We start from the raw sequence: 18,216 nt of genomic DNA on the forward strand, positions 1-18,216 counted from the left end.
CGACCCCTGTCTACCTCAACTACCCGCCCCCCCCCCCCCGTGGGGGCGCGGGTTGCCCCCCGATGGCGGTGGTGAGTTCACCATCGCAATCGCGGGTAAACCCGCTCCCACAGGGTCCGTGTCGCTCTTCTCACTCCCCGCCGGGTAGTCCCCAACCACCTTTCAACGGACGTCGGTGGGAAATTTCCTCGTCTCGCTGGGACACGTCTGATGTAAGCCATTTCCGCAGTCGCGAATAATCCGCCTCGCTCACCGGGACATCTGCCAGTCACTCCGACGTTCGCCGATGTTCCCTGTGGATTCAGCGGATTTTTCTCACCCATACAAGGAAATTGGTAATGAAATACAGCATTCTCGCCCTCCCTCTGGCACTGATGATGGCCGCCGGCAGCGCCATTGCAGCCGACCCGATCGAAAAGCAGGTGACCATTACCGCCACCATCCCGACCGAGAGCTTCTACGTCGAGCCGGTCGGCGGCAACTGGATGAACGAACCGCAGGACATGGCCTGGAACTCGTTCCAGCAAACCCTGCAACCGATCCGCAAGCAGCTCCAGGTGCGCAGCACCACCGGCCCGATCTCCGCCTACCTGCTCAACCCGGCGACCATCACCAGCGGCGCCGACACCATCGGCCTGGATGTCAGCGTCGCGGGCAAGGCCCTGACCCTGACCTCGTCCGAGGTCATCAGCGAAGAACAGGCGGCGCCGGGTGCCATCGTCGGCTTCGAAGTCGCGGCGCAGACCGCCGGTGCTGGCGGCTACACCCCGGGCAACTACCTCGGCGTGGTCAACATGATGTTCGAGACCACCACCGAGTAAGCCCTTCGGGCACGTTGCTTTCTCCCTTTCCGATCGTCTCCGGTCCGGCGCTCCCCATGTCGGACCGGAGGGGGTTGGTGCAGCCTCCCTCTGCGACGAGCAATCACACATGTCTCTTGCGACATCCATACGACTGGCGGTCGGCTGCTGCGTGGCCACCGTCTGGCTGACCGACGTCAGCGCCAGGGAAGAGACGGGACGAACCAGTCAGCTTGGCATCCTGCGACAGGCCGAAGGATTGCCCAAGGAATTCGACCAACACTTCTTCGATGTACCGCTTGCCGTGCGCATCGACCTCGACGGCCGCCTGCTGGGCGAGGCCATGGTGGTCCTGGGCCGCGACGAACGCGTACAACTGCTGGAATTCACCGATACCCACGAAAGCCAGGAACCCGACACCGTGCGCCAGCGCTGGGGCGAGGTGCTGCAGGCCGGGCAAGCCCTGGGCAACTGCGTCAGTGCCTGCCCGCAGGACCTGGTGGCAGTGCACTACAGCCTGGTCAATTCGCAACTGTCGATCCTCACCCGCAATGCCGAACGCGGCCAGCAGGCGGCCTGGTACAGCCTGCCGGAGCAGGGTAGCCAGGGCGTGATCCTGCGCAACCAGCTCAACCTCAGCCGCGACGGCCAGGACACCGTGGGCCGCTACGCCCTGCGCGGCCAGGGCAGCGTCGGCAACTGGACCACAGTGGCCGAGGCCCAGGTCGACCGCAGCAACGAGGACCGCCCACAGACCCGCCATCGGGTCGACGAGCTCTACGCGGAGCGGCTCCACGAGGACCATTTCTATCGCCTCGGCTACTTCACGCCCTCGGCGCAGGGCCTCAGCCGCCAGCCACGCCTGCTCGGCAGCAGCCCGGATACCACGGTCGGCCTGATGTTCGGCAGCAGCGACAGCCTGGCGGTGAACAACGGCACGGCCAGCGCCACGCCGATCTACGTCACCCCCAACCGCCCGGGGATCGTCGAGATCTACCGCAACGACCAGTTGATCAACAGCCAGCCGGTGCAGCCGGGCCTGCAAGCCCTGGACACCCGCGTGCTGCCGGGCGGCATCTATGAAGTGGAGGTGCGCCTGGTCGAGGACGGCCAGGTCACTTCGCGCAGCCAGGAATTCATCTACAAGCCGAGCAACTGGAGCAACACCGGCTCGCCCTGGCGCTACAACCTGTACCTCGGTCGCCAGGAAGAACTGCTGAGCAACTGGGAAGACGACGCCTACGGCGGACTGGCCGCCGGGGTCATCGGCAACTATCTGCTGCATCCGCGCATGGTGGTCGGGCTGTCGACCCAACGCATCGACGGGCAGATGCAGTACGGGACGTCGCTGGACTGGGACGTGCTGGACCGCTTCAAGGTCTTCGGCAACCTGTTCCACACCGACGAGCAGGGCAATGGCTACGACCTGCAAGGCGTGTGGCATCACGATTCCGGCAGCGTGGTGCTCAGCCACAATCGTTCCTGGCTGGAGTACCCGCGGGTCTACCGCCTGGAAAACCGCGACCAGCCGCGGATCCGCGAGGTGCGCCAGACTTCGCTGTCCCTCAGCCAGCGGGTCACTCGCAAGAGCACCGCGACCCTGCGCCTGAGCCAGAGCAGCGGCAGCAACGGCGGCACCGGCCTGGACCTGGGCTGGTCGCAGTACGGCCAGGTCATGGGCTCGGACGCCAACTGGCGGGTCGCGCTGTTCGACCGCCCGGGCAACTTCAGCAGTGGCAACCAGCGCAACCGCGGCATCACCTTCAGCCTGAGCATGAGCCTCGGCGGGCCGGGCCGGCGCATCAACGGCAGCCTCGGCACGCGTACCTCGCGGGACGGCGGGCGCGACCTGAACGCCTCGCTGAGCTACCAGCAGGACCTCGACCACGGCACCTTCCGCTCGCTGGCCGGCACCCTCAATGCCGACCGCTATGGCGCGGCCTTCGCCGCCAACACCCAGTTCGAGAACCAGGCGCTGTATGGCGACGCCTACGTGCAGAATTCCTCCTACAACAACGACATCAGCGCCGGCCTCAACCTGGAAAGCACCCTGGCGCTGGGCGGCGGCAAGCTGGCGTTCAGCGGCCAGTACCTGCCCTACGAGGCCGGGCTGATCGTCGACGTCGAATCGGACCTGGACAACCTGCGCCTGCGCGTCGACGACCTCGACGGCCACAGCAGCCTGTTGCGCCCCGGGCGCAACGTGATTCCGGTGAACGCCTACCGCAGTGGCAGCGTGCAACTGGACTTCGAGGACGGCGCCGTCCCGGCGGCGGTGATCCAGCCGTCCTCGCTGAGCTACCACCTCAACCGCGGCGGCGTGGACTACCGGGTCCTGCGGGTGATGCGCACGGTGACCGTGCTTGGGCGCCTGCTGGATGCCCATGGCCAGCCGCTGCGTGGCGCCATGGTGATCAACCATGCCAGCCGCAGTGTCAGCGAGGCCGACGGCTTCTTCGCCGTGGAAATGAGCGAATCGACCCCGACCCTGGAGATCCGCCAGGGCAGCCAGCGCCTGTGCCTGCTCAGCCTCGACACCGGCGCCCAGCGCCAGGACGACGTGCTGCTGGTGGGCGACCAGGTGTGCACCCCGGACAGCCTCGCCGCCACCGACAAAACCGCAAGCGGAGACGCCTGATGTCAAGCCAAAACTATCTGCTCCGTGCCGCGCTGGTGGCCCTGGCCCTGCACTGGGCGCCACCCGTGGAGGCGGCGGAGGTGACCATCACCGCCCAGTACCGTGGCGGCACCGAGTTCACCAACACTACGCCGCAGGCGGCGTTCTGCGGTCGCTGGCCGCACTACTGCAATGGCGTGGAAACCGTCGGCCTGCCCATTACCTACGAGAAGAAGACGGTCAACGAGGCGCCCGATCCGCGGGACAACTTCTACATCGGCTTGCCACCGCGGCGCAGCGTTACCGTGACCCATGAGCTGACCGGGGAAACCTACACCCTGACCTTCGAGATGTACGCCGTCAGCCAGTACGTGGCGACCCTGCAGGGAGGCGGCCAGCCACCGGTGCACACCCGCTATGTCAGGGGCGGCTGCAGCTACCTGTTCACCCTCAGTGGCGGCAACTGGTCGTCCTACCTGTGGGATGTAAAAACGCCGGCGAGCCCGACGGGTTGCTATCCCATCGGCAGTCCCGGTGGCGTCGGTGCAGAACGGCTGGTAGGTACCCGCGACTTCGGCGTGGCCTACCGCCTGGTCATGCCATCGCCACTGAAGATGAAGCAGGGCGTCTACCGCGGCAGCCTCGACTACAGCGTCGGTCCCGGCCAGGACTTCGACTTCGGCAACGACGTCAGCAACCTCAGCGACAACAGCCTGACGGTCAACTTTGAACTGGACGTGGTGCATGCCTTCGTCATCGACTTCCCGGCCGGTTCCGAGCGGGTGGTGCTGGAGCCGCCGGGCGGCTGGACCCAGTGGCTGAACCACCGGCGCCTGCCGGATCGCCTGTACCGCGACCTGCCGATGCGCATCTGGTCGTCCGGGCCGTTCACCGTGCATACCCGCTGCGAATACCCCCTGGGTGGTCGTTGCGCGATCCGCAACCCGGGCAACCAGCACCAGGTGCCGGTGCAGGTGGCGCTGACCTTGCCCACGGTGATCCATCACAACGGCCAGCCGGTCAACCGCTTGCCGCTGCCGGTAAGCGAGGCCGAGGCGATCCAGTTCGAAGCCATGCAGCCAGCACTTAACCGCAGTGCCAGCCTGCATTTCCAGGTGGACAAGGCCGCGGTAGAGGAAATGACCCGCTACCCCGGCGCCCGCTACGAAGGCGACGTGACCATCGTCTTCGACGCCAATTTCTGAGCACTCTGAAGGAGCACAAGCATGAAACCACTGTTGGCCGGGATGCTCCTGGCCCTTTTCGCGGGCGCCGCGCAGGCGGGGCCGCAGATCAATGTCGGCGGCCTCTACGACTACCTCGAAGGAGGCTCCAGCACCTTGCTCAAGCGGGTGCGCAACGTCGGCGATACCACGGCGTTCGTCAAGGTCAGCGTGGTCGAGCTGATCTATGACGGTCGTGGTCAAGTCCGCGAGGTCTCCCATGACGATCTGCCGGTCGGCGAGCGGCCGCTGATCGCCAGCCCGGCGCGGCTGATCGTGCCGGCCAATGGCATGCAGGCGGTGCGCCTGCTGTACCGCGGCGAGCGCGAGCAGGAGCGTTACTTCCGCCTGCGTTTCGTCCCGGTGCTGCCCGAGCAAGGCGACGGCTTCGCCATCAGCGACGACGAAGCGCGCAGCTACGAGGCCGAGCTCAAGGCCGGGGTGAACATCCTTGCCGGTTACGGCTCGCTGCTGTTCATCCGCCCGCAAGAGACCCGCTTCGCCACCGAGATCAGCGAGCTGGACGGCCAGTTCCGCGTGCTCAACAACGGCAGCGCCACCGTAGTCCTCGACCATTTCAACGACTGCGACCGCGGCGGCAGCCAGTGCGCGGTGGCCACCAAGCACCATATTCGCCCTGGCCTGGCGCGACCATTCAGCCGCGCGCCTGGGCGGGTCTACCGCTTCGAACTGATCGAGGGAGGAGAGCGCCGGCGCGTCGAGATCAAGGGCTGAATTGCACGTTCGGAAATTTCCTTCGCTATCGCGGGAATCGTCCGGTGCACATGTGCCTATCCGGCAATCGATACTCCTGCTCCAGCGGTGGTGGCTATTTGATGTTATCGGCCGCTTCACCCGCCGACAGGCAAGTCATCAGAAAAGTGAGGGACCCATGTACAAAGCCATGATCGTGGACGATCACCCCTTCATCCGCGCCAGCGTGCGAATGCTGCTGCGCCAGGAACAGTTCGATGTGGTCGCCGAGGCCGACAACGGTGTCGACGCCATGCGCCTGATCCGCGAACACGAACCGGACATCGCCATTCTCGACATTTCCATCCCGCGCATGGACGGCCTGGAGATCATCACCCGGGTCAAGGCCGCCCATATGAGCATGAAGATGCTGGTGCTGACGTCCCAGGTCCCGGGTTACTTCTCCTTGCGCTGCATGCGCCTTGGCGCTTCGGGGTACGTGTCGAAGAACGACGATCTCAGCGAACTGCGCAAGGCGATCATGGCGATCATGTCCGGCTATACCTACTTCCCGGAAATCTCCCTCAGCTCGGTGAACCGCTACGACTGCCAGGCGACCGAGACCCAGCGCATCGAGCGGCTCACCGACCGCGAACTGCTGATCCTCCAGCAACTGGCCCGCGGCCTGAGCAACAAGGCCATCGGCGAGATCATGCTGCTCAGCAACAAGACCATCAGCACCTACAAGACCCGCCTGCTGGAAAAGCTGCGCGTCACGTCGCAGGTGGACCTGGCCGACCTGGCCAGGCGCCACTCGCTGATCTGACCGCCTGCACTTGCCCTTGGCATCGATGAAGTACCTCGCCAGGTTGGCCTCGCTGCTCGTGCTGTGCCTGTGGCTGGGCAACGCCCTGGCCTGGGGCGAGGCGCCGAGCCTGCTCGGGCGTTCCAGCCTGGCCGAGGACCTGCGCCTGGAGCTCGATACCGAGGACCGCAACTGGCTGTGGACGCGCAATGTCCTGTGGCTCGGGGTCAGCCGGCCGGACCGGGTACCGTTCGACATCACCACCACCGGACGCGACTACGAGGGCCTGACCGCCGACTATGCCGGCCTGCTCGGCGAGTTGCTCGGGGTGCAGGTGCGGGTGCGGCGCTATGCGTCGCGCGGCGCCGCACTGGCGGCGCTCAACCGTGGCGAGATCGACCTGCTCGGCACCGCCAACGCCGATGAGGCCGCCCGTGGCGGCCTGTTGCTGTCCAGGCCCTATGCGGAGAATCGCCCGGTGCTGGCCAGCCGCAGCGAAGAGGGCGGCATGCCCGACCCGCAGCGACCGGGAATCCGCCTGGCGATGCGCGAAGGCTACCTGGCCGAAGCCCATGTCCGCGAACTGTTCCCCCAGGCACAACTGACCCTCTATCCCTCGATGCGCAACGCCCTCGGCGCCGTGGCGTTCGGCCAGGCCGACCTGTTTCTCGGCGACGCCCTGGGCACCCACTACCTGTTGCAGACCAGCTACCTGACCCAGTTGCAACTGTCGCCCACCGACCTGTTCGAAGACAGCCACTACGGCTTCGCCCTGAGCCCGGCCAACCTGCGTCTGAAAGGCCTGGTCAACCAGGCGCTGGCGAACATCCCGGAGCAGGCCCGCCTGGACATCCTGCAACGCTGGAACGCCGGGACCAGCAAGGTCATCGCCCCACGGCGACTGGAACTGAACCCGGCGGAGCGCCATTGGCTGGACCAGCACCCACGGGTTCGCGTGGCCATCGACGAACAGTTCCTGCCGGTCAGCTATCGCGACGACCAGGGCGTGTTTCGCGGCATCAGCGCCGACCTGCTGGAGCTGATAAGCCAGCGCAGCGGGCTGGCCTTCGACATCGTCGACAGCAGCGGCTTCAGCGACAGCGTCAGGCGCCTGGAGCTGCAGGAAATCGATCTGCTGGCGGCGGTGCCGTTCAGCCTGCGCCGGCAGAAGCAGGTGGGCTTTACCCGCTCCTGGCTGAGCAACAGCCTGGTCCTGGTGACGCCGGAGCGCTCGGCCCTGGAGAACCTCGAACAGATGGCCGGCAAGCGCCTGGCCGTGGTCGAGGGCAGCGTGCTGGAAGACTACCTGCGCGAGCAGCACCCGCGCATCCGCGTGCTCTGGAGCCGCGGCCCGCAGGAAGCACTGGAGCGGGTCGCCAATGGTGAGGCCCAGGGCGCAGTGGTCAGCCTGATCGGCGCGCGCTACACCATCGCCCGGCAATTCCGCGGGCAACTGCGCATCCGCGCGGCGCTGCCGGTACCGGCCATGCATTTTGCCTTCGCTACCCAGCGCGGTGCCGGGGAACTGCTGTCGATCATGAACAAGGCGCTGCTGAGCATCTCGCCCCGGGAACTGGACGAACTGACCAACCGCTGGAGCAGCGAGGTAATCATCAGCGACAGCTACTGGCGCAAGTATCGCGGCATGATCCTGCAGGGCTTGTTGATGGCCGGGGGGCTGCTGTTTCTCGCGGTGTACTGGATCCGCGGGTTGCGCCGCCAGGTGCGCCGGCGCCTGCAGGCGGAGCGGGAGCTGGGCGACCAGGTGGAGTTCATGCGGGTGATGATCGACGGCACGCCGAACCCGATCTACGTGCGCGACTGCAACGGCCTCCTGCTGACCTGCAACGTCAGCTACCTGGAAGCGTTGGACGTGCCGCTGGAAGCGGTGATCGGCCAGGTGCTGCCGGAGTGGCTGATCGGTGCGGCGCAGGCCCGGCAATGCCGCGAGGCCTATCGCCAGGTGATCGCCCAGGGCGCCTCGGTGGTGGAGGACCGCGAGCTGGTGCTGGGCGGGCGCCGCCTGACCATCTACCACTGGATGCTGCCGTACCGCGGCAGCAATGGCGAGGTGGCCGGGCTGATCGGCGGCTGGATCGACATTTCCGAACGCCAGCAGCTGTACCACGCCCTGCAACTGGCCAAGGACGAGGCCGAAGCGGCCAACCGGGCCAAGACCAACTTCCTCGCCACCATGAGCCACGAGATTCGCAATCCGCTGAACGCCCTGCTGGGGATGCTCGAACTGGCCCTGCGCAAGTCCGATGACGGCCTGCTCGACCGCCTTGCCCTGGAAGTGGCTTCCGGCGCGGCGCGGGGGCTGCGCGACCTGGTGGGGGACATCCTCGATATCACCCGCATCGAGTCCGGTCACCTGACCCTTTCGCCGCAGCAGGTCGACCTGTACCGCGAAGTGGAAAGCACCGTGCGCCTGTTCGAAGGCCAGGCACGGCAGAAGCGCCTTCAATTGAAGCTGGACATGGACGGCCAGGGTTCGCTGCAAGTGCTGCTGGACCCGCTGCGCTTCAAGCAGGTGCTGTCCAACCTGATCAGCAACGCGATCAAGTTCACCGACGAAGGCATGGTCTGCGTGACCCTGGTTTTGGACGTCGGCCATGAGCGGGTCGGGCTGCACCTGGCAGTGGAGGACACCGGGGTCGGCATCCCCGCCGACGAACTGGCCGAGCTCGGCAGCCCGTTCCGCCAGGCCAGCAACAACCAGCAGAGCGCCCGCAGCGGCTCGGGGCTGGGCCTGAGCATCAGCCATGCGCTGTGCGCGATGATGGGCGGCGAGATGCAGCTGGACAGCACCCTGGGGGCCGGCACTCGGGCCCAGTTGCGTCTCGACGTGCCACGCCTGGTGCCGTCCGGGGCGACGCTGGCCAGCTTGCCGCCAGCCATCGCCGATACGGTCATGCCGCTGCATATCCTGGTGGTCGACGACTACCCGGCCAACCGCCTGCTGCTGCAGCAACAACTGAGTTTCCTCGGCCACCGGGTGGCCACCGCGGCCAACGGTCATGAAGGCCTGCGCACCTGGTTGCGCCAGCGCTTCGATGTGCTCATCACCGACTGCAACATGCCCGGCATCAACGGCTACGCCCTGACCCGGGCGATACGCCTGGACGAGCGGCGCAAGGGCAAACCCTCGGTGCTGCTGCTTGGCTGTACCGCCAACGCCCAGCCGGAAGAACGCGTGCGCTGCCTGCAGGCGGGCATGGATGACTGCCTGTTCAAGCCCCTGAATCTCAAGGAACTGGCCGGCAAGCTGGGCGCCTGCGAGCAGCGTCCGCCGGTGGCGGGGCAGACGGCGGAAAGCGAGCTGCGCGAAGGCCTCGACCTGTCCAGCCTGGACCAGCTCACCGGCGGCGACCCGAAGGCGATCGGCGACCTGCTCATGGACCTGCTGAACAGCAACCGGGAAGACCTCGAGCAACTGCTCGCACTGCATGCGGCCAACGATCTCGGCGGCCTTGTCGACCTGGTCCACCGGATCAAGGGCGGGGCGCGGATCATCAAGGCGCGCTGGTTGCTGCAGGCCTGCGAAAGCCTTGAACAGGCGTTCCAGGACAGTCGTCCGGGACATTGTCTCGATCCGCTGGTTGACGACCTGCGCCAGGCCATGACGGCGCTGGCCGAGCGTCTGCAACCGTTCTGCAAACCCTAGCGTCGGAGATTTCCGCCGAAGGCTGGGAAGCCTCCTGATTCATCCGCCGTCCGGCCGTAGCACCATGGGGCCTGGACCTTAGCGAGGGAAGCGGTTGTGCCGGCCAAGTCTTTGCGTGTGTTGATCCTAGAAAACCAGTCATTCCAGCGCGCCATCGCGGTGAAGATCCTCGGCCAGCTGGGCTGCCGGGAAGTCTTCGAAGCGTCCGGCGGCAGCGAGGCGATCACCTTGCTCGAACGCATCGGTCGGGTGGACGTGGCCATCTGCGACGTGCGCATGGAAGGCATGGATGGCGTGGAGTTCATTCACCGGGCGGCGGAGTCGTCGCTGATCGGCGGGGTGATCGTCAGCAGCGGCCTGCATTCGGAGGTGCGCCGGGCGATCACCCAACTGCTGACGCGCCTGGGCGTGAGCTTTCTCGGTGATGTCGGCAAGCCGTTGCAGCTGGACAGCATGCGCCAGGCCCTCGATCGCCTGCGGGGATCGGCGACACTGACGCTGCCGGCGCCCAACCGCTGGGCACCGGTCAGCGAAGCGGACATCCGTCGTGGGCTGTCCTACAAGGAATTCGTCGCCCACTACCTGCCGCGCTGCGACCTGGCCAATGGCGAAATCCATGGCGTCGACGTGGTCGCCCAGTGGCGGCACCCGGAAAAGGGCATCCTTGCCGGGAACCAGTTCATGCCGGTGGTGGAGCGTTGCGGACTGCTCGACGACATGCTCGTGGTGCTGCTGGAGCAAGGCCTGGAGCTGCAGCGCACGGTGATGTCGGAAGGTCAGGTGCTGCGCCTGTCCTTTGCCCTGGAACTGGCGCAACTGGGCAGTCGCGGGCTGACCCGGCGCATCAAGTCGCTGATGCAGTTCCACCGTTCGGTGGGGCAGGGCATCGGCTTCGAACTGGCCTTCGACGGCGCGGCCGAGCCCACGGTGATGCACCTGGAGAGTCTGATCCGCCTGCGCATGCTGGGCTGCGGCCTGGGCCTGGGCGCGTTCGGTGGGCATGGCGGATCCTTCCTGCGACTGAGTCAATTGCCCTTCAACGAGGTCAAGACCTCCAGCCAGCTCATGCACGAACTCGATAACCAGCCGCGCAACCGGGCCGCACTGCGGGCCAGCCTGGGCCTGGCCCGCAGCCTCGGCATGAACATCACGGTGGCTGGCGTGGAGAACGCCGAACAGCATCTGATGCTGATGTCCATGGGCTGCACGCTCGGCCAGGGCCGTTATTTCGCGCCGCTGCTGGGGCAAGAGGAACTGCTCAAACGATTGGGCAGTGTCCGCCGCTAGCGCCAACGGGCAGAAGGTTTGCGTGCGTGCTATACCCAATGCCATCAATGTGCTACAAATTTTGCCTTTAATTCAGGCTTTTAACCGCGCTAGGAAGGTGACACATGACTGCAAGTACGCTGATCGAAACCGTAAGTGCCGATTCCCTGACCACCCTGTTGCAGGACGCCGGCTGCCGCGTCAACCGCAACGAGCAGAACTCCGTGGTCCAGTTGCTCAGTGCCAGCCAGGGCGTGGGATACGCAGTACGTTTCGGCAATCGTGCGGTGGAAGAAGGCCAGTTCCTCGATTTCACCTACAGCTGCGCGCTGCGTATCCAGGGCGACCTGCCGGAAGGCCTGGCCAACCTGTGGAACGCTTCCCGCCGTTACTCGCGCCTGTCGGTACAGGGCGAATTCCTGGTCCTGGAAAAGGACGTGGTGGTCGCTGACGGCGTGACCCAGAAACACCTGCAAGGTTCTCTGGTGCTGTGGGACCGCCTGCTGCAGGAATTCATCGTGTTCCTGCGTGACTACAGCCGCAATATCGCGGCTGCCCAGGAAGCTGCCGCGCAAGCGGAAAGCGCCTCGTGAGTCGTCGCAAACTCTGGGCCGGCGCCGGTGCGCTGGCCGTCCTGGCGGTTGCGGTTACGCTGGCGCTGCGTCCGGGTGCAGACCCGGTCGCAGCCAGCCGCTCGCCGGAAGCGGCGCAAAGCGGTGATGCCCTGGCTCGCCTGGGCGAGCAGAAGGTCGATGCCGGCGAGCTGAAGGCGCTGTTCGCACAGCTGCCGGTTCAGGCCCGCGAGCAACTGCGCAACGACCGTCCGGCCCTGGAAACCTGGATTCGTGCACGCCTGGCAGAGAAGGCCCTGTACCAGCAGGCCGAGTCCAAGGGCTGGTCCAAGCGTCCGGAAGTGGAGGCACAGGCCAAGGCTGCTGTCGAGCAGATCGTCCTGCGCAGCTACCTCAACAGCGTGACCGAGGTGCCGAAGGACTATCCAAGCGACGAGGAGCTGAAACAGGCCTACGAGAACGGCAAGGCATCCTTCCAGGTGCCCGCGCTGTATCGCGTCAGCCAGATCTTCCTCAGCGTGCCGGACGAAAGTGCCCTTGAGTCGGTGCGCAAGCAGGCCCAGACCCTGGCCAAGCGAGCCCAGGCCGAGGGTGCGGACTTCGCCGAGATGGCGCGCACCTATTCGCAGGACAACGGCAGCGCGACCCGTGGCGGCGACACCGGCCTGCAACCGCTGACCCAGCTGTTGCCGGAAGTGCGTGGCAGCGTGTCGAAGATGAAGGTCGGCAGTGTCAGCGAGCCGCTGCAAAGCTCGCTGGGCCTGCACATCATCAAGCTGACCGAGCTGCAGCCGGCGCGCACCGCGACCTTCGAGGAAATGCGTGCCCAGCTGCGCGATGCCTTGCGCAGCCAGCGCCAGGAGCAGGCGGCCAAGGCGTATGTCGAAGGCATGTTCAACAGTGCCACCCTGAGTATCGACGGGGCGGTGTTGAACAAGGTGATCGAGGCCGAGCGCTGAGATCCATCAAAAGGGCCACCTCGGTGGCCCTTTTCTTTATATCCCCGAATCAGGCCGCTACCACCCGACCCAGCGCAACGTCCCCGCGCAACTGGCGCCGATACCCCGGCAACGCCATCCCCAGGAACAGCGCCGCCAGCACCAGCATGCCCACCGAAGCGGCCAGTGCGTAACGCAACGATTCCCCGCCCAGCGTGCCCACGAAGAAATCACTCAGCACACCGATCAGCAAAGGCCCGATGCCGACGCCGAGCAAGGTCATGGCCATGACGAAGATCGCCGTGGCCTGGGCCAGCCGCGTGGCCGGGAACAGATGGGTGATGGCTCCCAGGCAGGGCGTTGCCCACCACACCCCGAAGAAACCGAAGGCGCTGTAGAACAGGAACGCCTGCGGTACCGGGATGCTGCCGATATGGAAGGCGATTCCCTGCGGCCAGAGGAAATAGGCGAGGGCGAACGGAATGCTCAGCAGGGTTCCGAGCAGCGGTACGCCAATCTGCCAGCCTGCGTCACGCCGGACCAGACGGTCGGTGAGCAAGCCGCAGGCGAGGGTGCCGAGGGTCGAGCCGGTGCCGCCCACGACGCCGACGAGAAAGCCCGCTTGCTGCAGGTTCAAGCCATGGGAGCGGATCAGGAAGCTCGGGCTCCAGGTGCCGATGGCGTAGCCGGCAATCGCCGCCGCACCGCCGGTCAGCACCAGCCAGACGAAGGACGGCATGCGCAACAGTTCCAGCAGCGTCTTCAGCCAGCCCTCCTGCGCTGCGGCCAGCCGCTGCGCGGGTATCGCCACGGGCTTAGGTGCACGCACGGTCAGCAGCAGGACCAGGCCGAGCAGGATCCCCGGCGCACCGATCAGCAGGAACGCATGGCGCCAGCCATGATGCTGGGCAATCCAGCCACCCAGGCCCAGGCCGACGATCGCGCCCAGGCTCGATCCCAGCATCAGCACCGACAACGCCGTCGAACGGCGCTCGGCCGGGTACAGGTCGGACACCATCGCCACCGACGGCGCCGTACCGCCGGCTTCGCCCACCGCCACGCCAATACGAGCCAGCACCAGGGTCAGGAAGTTGCCGGCCATGCCGCAGAGCATGGTCATCAGGCTCCAGGCCATGCAGCTGAAGGCGATCACCGGCTTGCGCCCGATGCGGTCGGACAGCCGGCCCAGGGGGAAACCGAACACGGTGTAGAACACCGCGAAGGTCACCCCCGAGAGCAGGCCGATGCCGGTATCGGAAATGCCGAACTCCAGTTTCACCGGCTCGATCAGGATCGCCATCAGCTGGCGGTCGATGTAGTTGAAGACGTAGATGCTGGCGAGCACCAACAGCGCGTAGTGGGTGCGCCAGGTGACAGGTTTGGAAGGGTTCACTGCGCGGCTCCGGTTCTTGTTCTGTGAGCTTGATCGTCGGCGCATCCGGCACCCGCTTCATCGTCCGTTCAGACCATTTTTCCCGCCTGTTGCAAGGCGTTCCGGACGATACCGGAAGGCGCAAAACTAGTCTTGTCGGACGATGTTTGCGCCTCGTTCGCCGTCAATCATGCAGCCCATGTCCGAGCTTGCGGCAGGCCCGCCGGCCCGGAAAACAACAAGAATCGAAGGAGCTGACATGAGCATTCTGTTCGAGCCGGTGCGCCTGGGCGAACTGCAGCTGGCCAACCGCATCGTCATGGCCCCCATGACCCGCAGCCGTGCCGACGCCCGGGCGGTGCCCGGGGCCGAGATGGTCGAGTACTACCGCCAGCGCGCCGCTGCCGGGCTGATCGTCGCCGAAGGCACCGCGCCCTCCGCCAGTGGCCTGGGCTACTGCCGCACCCCGGCCATCTACACTGCCGAGCAGATCGCCGCCTGGCGCAGGGTCACCGAGGCCGTGCATGGCCAGGGCGGGCGCATCGTCCTGCAACTGATGCATGTCGGCCGCGCTGCCAGCCGTTTCAACAAGCCGCAGGGTGCCGCCACCGTGGCGCCCTCGGCGATCCGCGCGCAGACCCAGGTGTTCAGCGATGCCCAGGGCATGGTGGATACCGAGACGCCCGAAGCCCTGAGCCTGGATGGCATCGCCGGGGTCATCGGCGAGTACCGCCAGGCCGCGCTGAACGCCCGCGAAGCCGGGTTCGACGGCGTCGAGCTGCACTGCACCAGCGGCTACCTGCCCATGCAGTTCCTCGCCTCCGGCAGCAACCAGCGCAGCGACGCCTATGGCGGCAGCGCGGAAAATCGCGTGCGCTTCGTCGCCGAGACCGTCCAGGCCATGGCCGCGGCGATCGGCGCGGGGCGCGTGGCCGTGCGCCTGTGCCCGGGCAATCCCTACAACGATATCCACGATGAAGACCCGGCAGGGACCGCCATTGCCCTGTGCCAGGCCCTGCAGCCGCTGTCCCTGGCCTACCTGCACGTGATGCGTTCGCCCGTAGAAGGCCTCGATGCGTTCGGCCTGGCCCGCGAGCATGCCGGGCAGAAGCTGGTACTCAACGACGGCTTCGACGCTGACTCGGCCCGCGCCGCGCTGGAGGCGGGCGAGGGCGTGGCGGTGTCGTTCGGCCGGCATTTCATCGGCAATCCGGACCTGGTGGAGCGCCTGCGCCGTGGTCAGCCGCTGGCCGGTTTCGAGCGCAAGACCCTGTACACCACCGGCAGCCGTGGCTACACCGACTACCCGACCTTCAGCCAGGCGCTGGAGGTGACCCCATGAACCTGCCCGCCAACCTGGCGGTGCCGAGGGAACAGACCCAGGCACTGCTCGACCGTCGTTCCGCCGCCAGCGCGCAGATCAAGCCGGCGGACCTGTATACCCTGGCCGACCGCCTGGAACAGCAGGCCGACCGCTTCGCCGAGCGTCCTTTCCTGATCTACGGCGACGAGGTGCTCAGCTACGCCGAAGTGGATGCCCGCGCCAACCAGATGGCCCATACCTTCTATGCCAAGGGCCTGCGCGCCGGCGACGTCTGCGCCATCGCCATGGAAAACCGCCCGGCGTTCTTCAGCACCTGGTTCGGCCTGGTCAAGCTCGGCGTGGTGGTGGCCTTCATCAACGCCCAGGTCAGCGGCAAGCCCTTGTTGCATGCCCTGGCCACCACCGGGGCCAAGGCCCTGGTGATCGGCGAGGAATGCCTGGGCAACCTGCTGCACACGCAACCTGCGCCGGCGCTGGCCTGCTGGCTGGTGGCCGACCCGGAGAACCCGTGGCACGGCGATATCCCCAGCCACATCGACCGCCAGTTCGCCAGTCGCCTGGACAGCGCGCCGCGCAGCGCCTTCCCGCGGGATATCCGCGCCCAGGTCGAGGCGCAGACGCCGACCCTGCTGATCTTCACCTCCGGCACCACCGGCCTGCCCAAGGCGGCGCGCTACAGCCATATGCGCTGGCTGTCCTCGGGTGACGTCATGGAGGTCACCCTGGACGCCACCTGCGAAGACGTCTTCTACTGCTGCCTGCCGCTGTACCACGGCGCCGCCGCCACCTCGGTGACCTCCACCGCACTGCGTGCCGGGGCCAGTATCGTGGTGCGGCGCAAGTTCAGCGTCAGCGAGTTCTGGCGCGACGTGAACCGCCATGGCATCAGCGTGTTCCAGTACATCGGCGAGATCTGCCGCTACCTGCTCAACCGTCCGCCGCAAGCGGGCGAACGCCAGCACAGCCTGCGCTGCATGCTCGGCGCCGGCCTGACCCCGGAATCCTGGCAACGCTGGATCGAGCGCTTCGGACCGATCCAGGTGTTCGAGGGCTGGGGCGCCACGGAGGCCAACACCAACCTGATCAATGTCGACAACTACCCCGGCTCCTGTGGCCGGGTGCCGGACTGGCAGCGCACCAACCTGCGGCTGATCCGCTACGACATCGAGAACGATTGCCACCCGCGGGACGAGAACGGCTTCTACCAGCTCGCCGAAGTGGGCGAGGTGGGCGAGGCCATGGGCTTTATCGTCGATCACCCGGAGATCGGCGGTGGGCGCTTCGAGGGCTATACCTCGGCTGAAGCGACCGAAAGCAAGATCCGCCGCAACGTGCTGCGCGAGGGCGACGCCTACTGGAGCTCCGGCGACCTGCTGCGCGAGGACGCCAACGGCTACTGCTACTTCGTCGACCGCATCGGCGACACCTTCCGCTGGAAGAGCGAGAACGTCTCGACCCAGGAAGTGGCCGATGCCCTGAGCGACCTGCCAGGCCTTGAGCTGATCAATATCTATGGCGTGCAGGTGCCCGGCCACGAAGGTCGCGCCGGCATGGCCGCGGTGCTGATGCAGGCGGGCCAGGCGTTCGATCCGGCAGCGCTCTATGCGCTGACCGAGGCGCGCCTGCCACGCTACGCCGCGCCGGTGTTCGTGCGGGTCAGCGCGGCGGCGGACCTGACCAGCACCTTCAAGCTGCGCAAGGTCGACCTGCAGCGCCAGGGCTACAGCCCGACGGCCTGTGCCGATCCGCTGTACATCCGCGACGAAGGCAGTCGCAGCTACCAGCCCTGGTCGCTGGAACTGCTACAGCACCTGGAACTGGCACCTTTCGCGGTCGCCGATCATGGCTGAGTTCGATAGCGACGGCCACGAACTGCGCGACGGCCTGCGCTATCCCTGGCCGCAGGCGCCGGACAGCGGCCAGGTGCGCGAAGTGGCGGATGGCGTGCTGTGGCTGCGCATGCCGCTGCCGTTCCGCCTCGACCATATCAACCTGTACCTGCTGCGCGACGGCGACGCCTGGGTGGCGGTGGACACCGGGATGAACACGCCGCAGACCCGCGAGGTGTGGGACGCGGTCCTGGCCGGCCCCTGCGCCGGCCTGCCGCTGCGGGCGGTGCTGTGCACCCATTTCCACTCCGACCATGCCGGCGTCGCCGCCTGGCTGGCCGAGCGTTTCCGTTGCCCGGTGCTGATGAGCGAGGCGGAATACCAGGCCCTCTACGTCAAGGTGCCGGAAGGCGACGAGCCGAGCTGGGATTTCCTCGACTACTACAGCCGTGCCGGTTTCAGCGCCGAACAGGCCGGCGAGATGTACCGGACCATCCAGAACGGCCATTTCCGCCCGCTGCACTTCAACAGCTACCGGCGCCTGCGCGAGGGCCAATGCCTGCGCATCGGCACGCGGGACTGGCAGGTGGTGGTGGGCCGCGGGCACTCGCCGGAGCACGCCTGCCTGTACAGCGCCGCCGACGGCCTGCTGATTTCCGGCGACCAGGTGCTGCCGCGCATCACCTCCACGGTGGGCGTGCACGCCACCGAGCCGGATGCCGATCCGCTGCGCGACTGGCTGGCGTCCATCGAGCATCTGCGCAGCGTGCCCGACACGGTGCTGGTGCTGCCGGCCCATGAGCGGCCGTTCCGCAACCTGCATGCGCGCCTCGACCAACTGGCCGCCCATCACCAGGCGCACCTGGCGCGCCTGCTGGAGGCCTGCGACCTGCCGCGCACCGCCCTGGAACTGATGACCGTGCTGTTCCCGCGGCTGGCCGGGCGTTTCGACGAACTGATGGCGCTGGGCGAGACCCTGGCCCATGCCAACTACCTCATGGCCGAAGGGCTGCTGCTTCGCGAGGAGGACGGCGCACTGCATCGCTACCGGCGCCGTGCCGCCCTCGCTTAAACCCGGCGGCCGCCTGGGCCGCCCAACAGGAGAGTCAG

13 protein-coding genes are annotated in these 18,216 nt (G+C 66.7%); 12 read left to right on the top strand and 1 reads right to left on the bottom strand.

Annotated features, from left to right (window positions below; genetic code table 11):
* Positions 1–338: 338 nt before the first annotated feature.
* The 9 genes from V0R59_RS16535 to V0R59_RS16575 all read left to right on the top strand — a co-directional run bounded on the left by V0R59_RS16535 (position 339) and on the right by V0R59_RS16575 (position 12,602).
* Complete coding sequence (locus V0R59_RS16535) at positions 339–821, top strand: CS1 type fimbrial major subunit (RefSeq protein WP_330073982.1); 483 nt, start codon at positions 339–341, stop codon at positions 819–821.
* A gap of 109 nt (positions 822–930) precedes the next feature.
* Positions 931–3,438, top strand: a complete 2,508-nt coding sequence (locus tag V0R59_RS16540; protein ID WP_330073983.1) for a TcfC E-set like domain-containing protein — start codon at positions 931–933, stop codon at positions 3,436–3,438.
* Positions 3,438–4,622, top strand: a complete 1,185-nt coding sequence (locus V0R59_RS16545) for a hypothetical protein (protein ID WP_330073984.1) — start codon at positions 3,438–3,440, stop codon at positions 4,620–4,622. Before V0R59_RS16540 ends, V0R59_RS16545 begins: the two co-directional genes overlap by 1 nt.
* 21 nt (positions 4,623–4,643) lie before the next feature.
* Positions 4,644–5,375 (top strand): fimbrial biogenesis chaperone, encoded by a 732-nt coding sequence (locus V0R59_RS16550; RefSeq protein ID WP_330073985.1) that lies wholly within the window; start codon positions 4,644–4,646, stop codon positions 5,373–5,375.
* Between the two features lie 157 nt (positions 5,376–5,532).
* Entirely contained in the window at positions 5,533–6,159 is a 627-nt protein-coding gene (locus tag V0R59_RS16555) for a response regulator transcription factor (protein WP_330073986.1), read from the top strand.
* A gap of 25 nt (positions 6,160–6,184) precedes the next feature.
* Positions 6,185–9,805 (top strand): transporter substrate-binding domain-containing protein, encoded by a 3,621-nt coding sequence (locus V0R59_RS16560; protein ID WP_330074128.1) that lies wholly within the window; start codon positions 6,185–6,187, stop codon positions 9,803–9,805.
* A gap of 117 nt (positions 9,806–9,922) precedes the next feature.
* Positions 9,923–11,092, top strand: a complete 1,170-nt coding sequence (locus tag V0R59_RS16565; RefSeq protein ID WP_330073987.1) for an EAL domain-containing response regulator — start codon at positions 9,923–9,925, stop codon at positions 11,090–11,092.
* 104 nt (positions 11,093–11,196) lie between these two features.
* A complete protein-coding gene (locus V0R59_RS16570; RefSeq protein WP_330073988.1) occupies positions 11,197–11,664 on the top strand; it encodes a YbjN domain-containing protein in 468 nt (155 codons plus the stop codon).
* Positions 11,661–12,602, top strand: coding sequence for a peptidylprolyl isomerase (locus V0R59_RS16575; protein ID WP_330073989.1), 942 nt, complete (start codon positions 11,661–11,663; stop codon positions 12,600–12,602). The genes V0R59_RS16570 and V0R59_RS16575 overlap by 4 nt, the downstream gene beginning before the upstream one ends.
* Positions 12,603–12,651: 49 nt before the next feature.
* Here the strand turns inward: V0R59_RS16575 and V0R59_RS16580 are convergent, their stop codons facing one another.
* Positions 12,652–13,974: a spinster family MFS transporter gene (locus tag V0R59_RS16580; protein ID WP_330073990.1), complete on the bottom strand. Its 1,323-nt coding sequence runs from the start codon at positions 13,972–13,974 to the stop codon at positions 12,652–12,654.
* 238 nt (positions 13,975–14,212) lie between these two features.
* On the opposite strand from V0R59_RS16580, the gene V0R59_RS16585 reads away from it, so the two are divergent.
* From V0R59_RS16585 to V0R59_RS16595, 3 genes are read left to right on the top strand one after another with little or no spacing between them, the layout of a single operon-like run.
* The gene (locus tag V0R59_RS16585) at positions 14,213–15,295 is read left to right on the top strand and encodes an alkene reductase (RefSeq protein WP_330073991.1); all 1,083 of its coding nucleotides are present in this window, start codon (positions 14,213–14,215) and stop codon (positions 15,293–15,295) included.
* Entirely contained in the window at positions 15,292–17,127 is a 1,836-nt protein-coding gene (locus tag V0R59_RS16590; RefSeq protein ID WP_330073992.1) for a long-chain-acyl-CoA synthetase, read from the top strand. The genes V0R59_RS16585 and V0R59_RS16590 overlap by 4 nt, the downstream gene beginning before the upstream one ends.
* The gene (locus V0R59_RS16595; protein ID WP_330073993.1) at positions 17,120–18,178 is read left to right on the top strand and encodes an MBL fold metallo-hydrolase; all 1,059 of its coding nucleotides are present in this window, start codon (positions 17,120–17,122) and stop codon (positions 18,176–18,178) included. Before V0R59_RS16590 ends, V0R59_RS16595 begins: the two co-directional genes overlap by 8 nt.
* Positions 18,179–18,216: the final 38 nt, after the last annotated feature.

The sequence above is a fragment of the Pseudomonas ulcerans genome, from assembly GCF_036324125.1.
In the GTDB taxonomy this organism is placed as follows: domain Bacteria; phylum Pseudomonadota; class Gammaproteobacteria; order Pseudomonadales; family Pseudomonadaceae; genus Aquipseudomonas; species Aquipseudomonas ulcerans.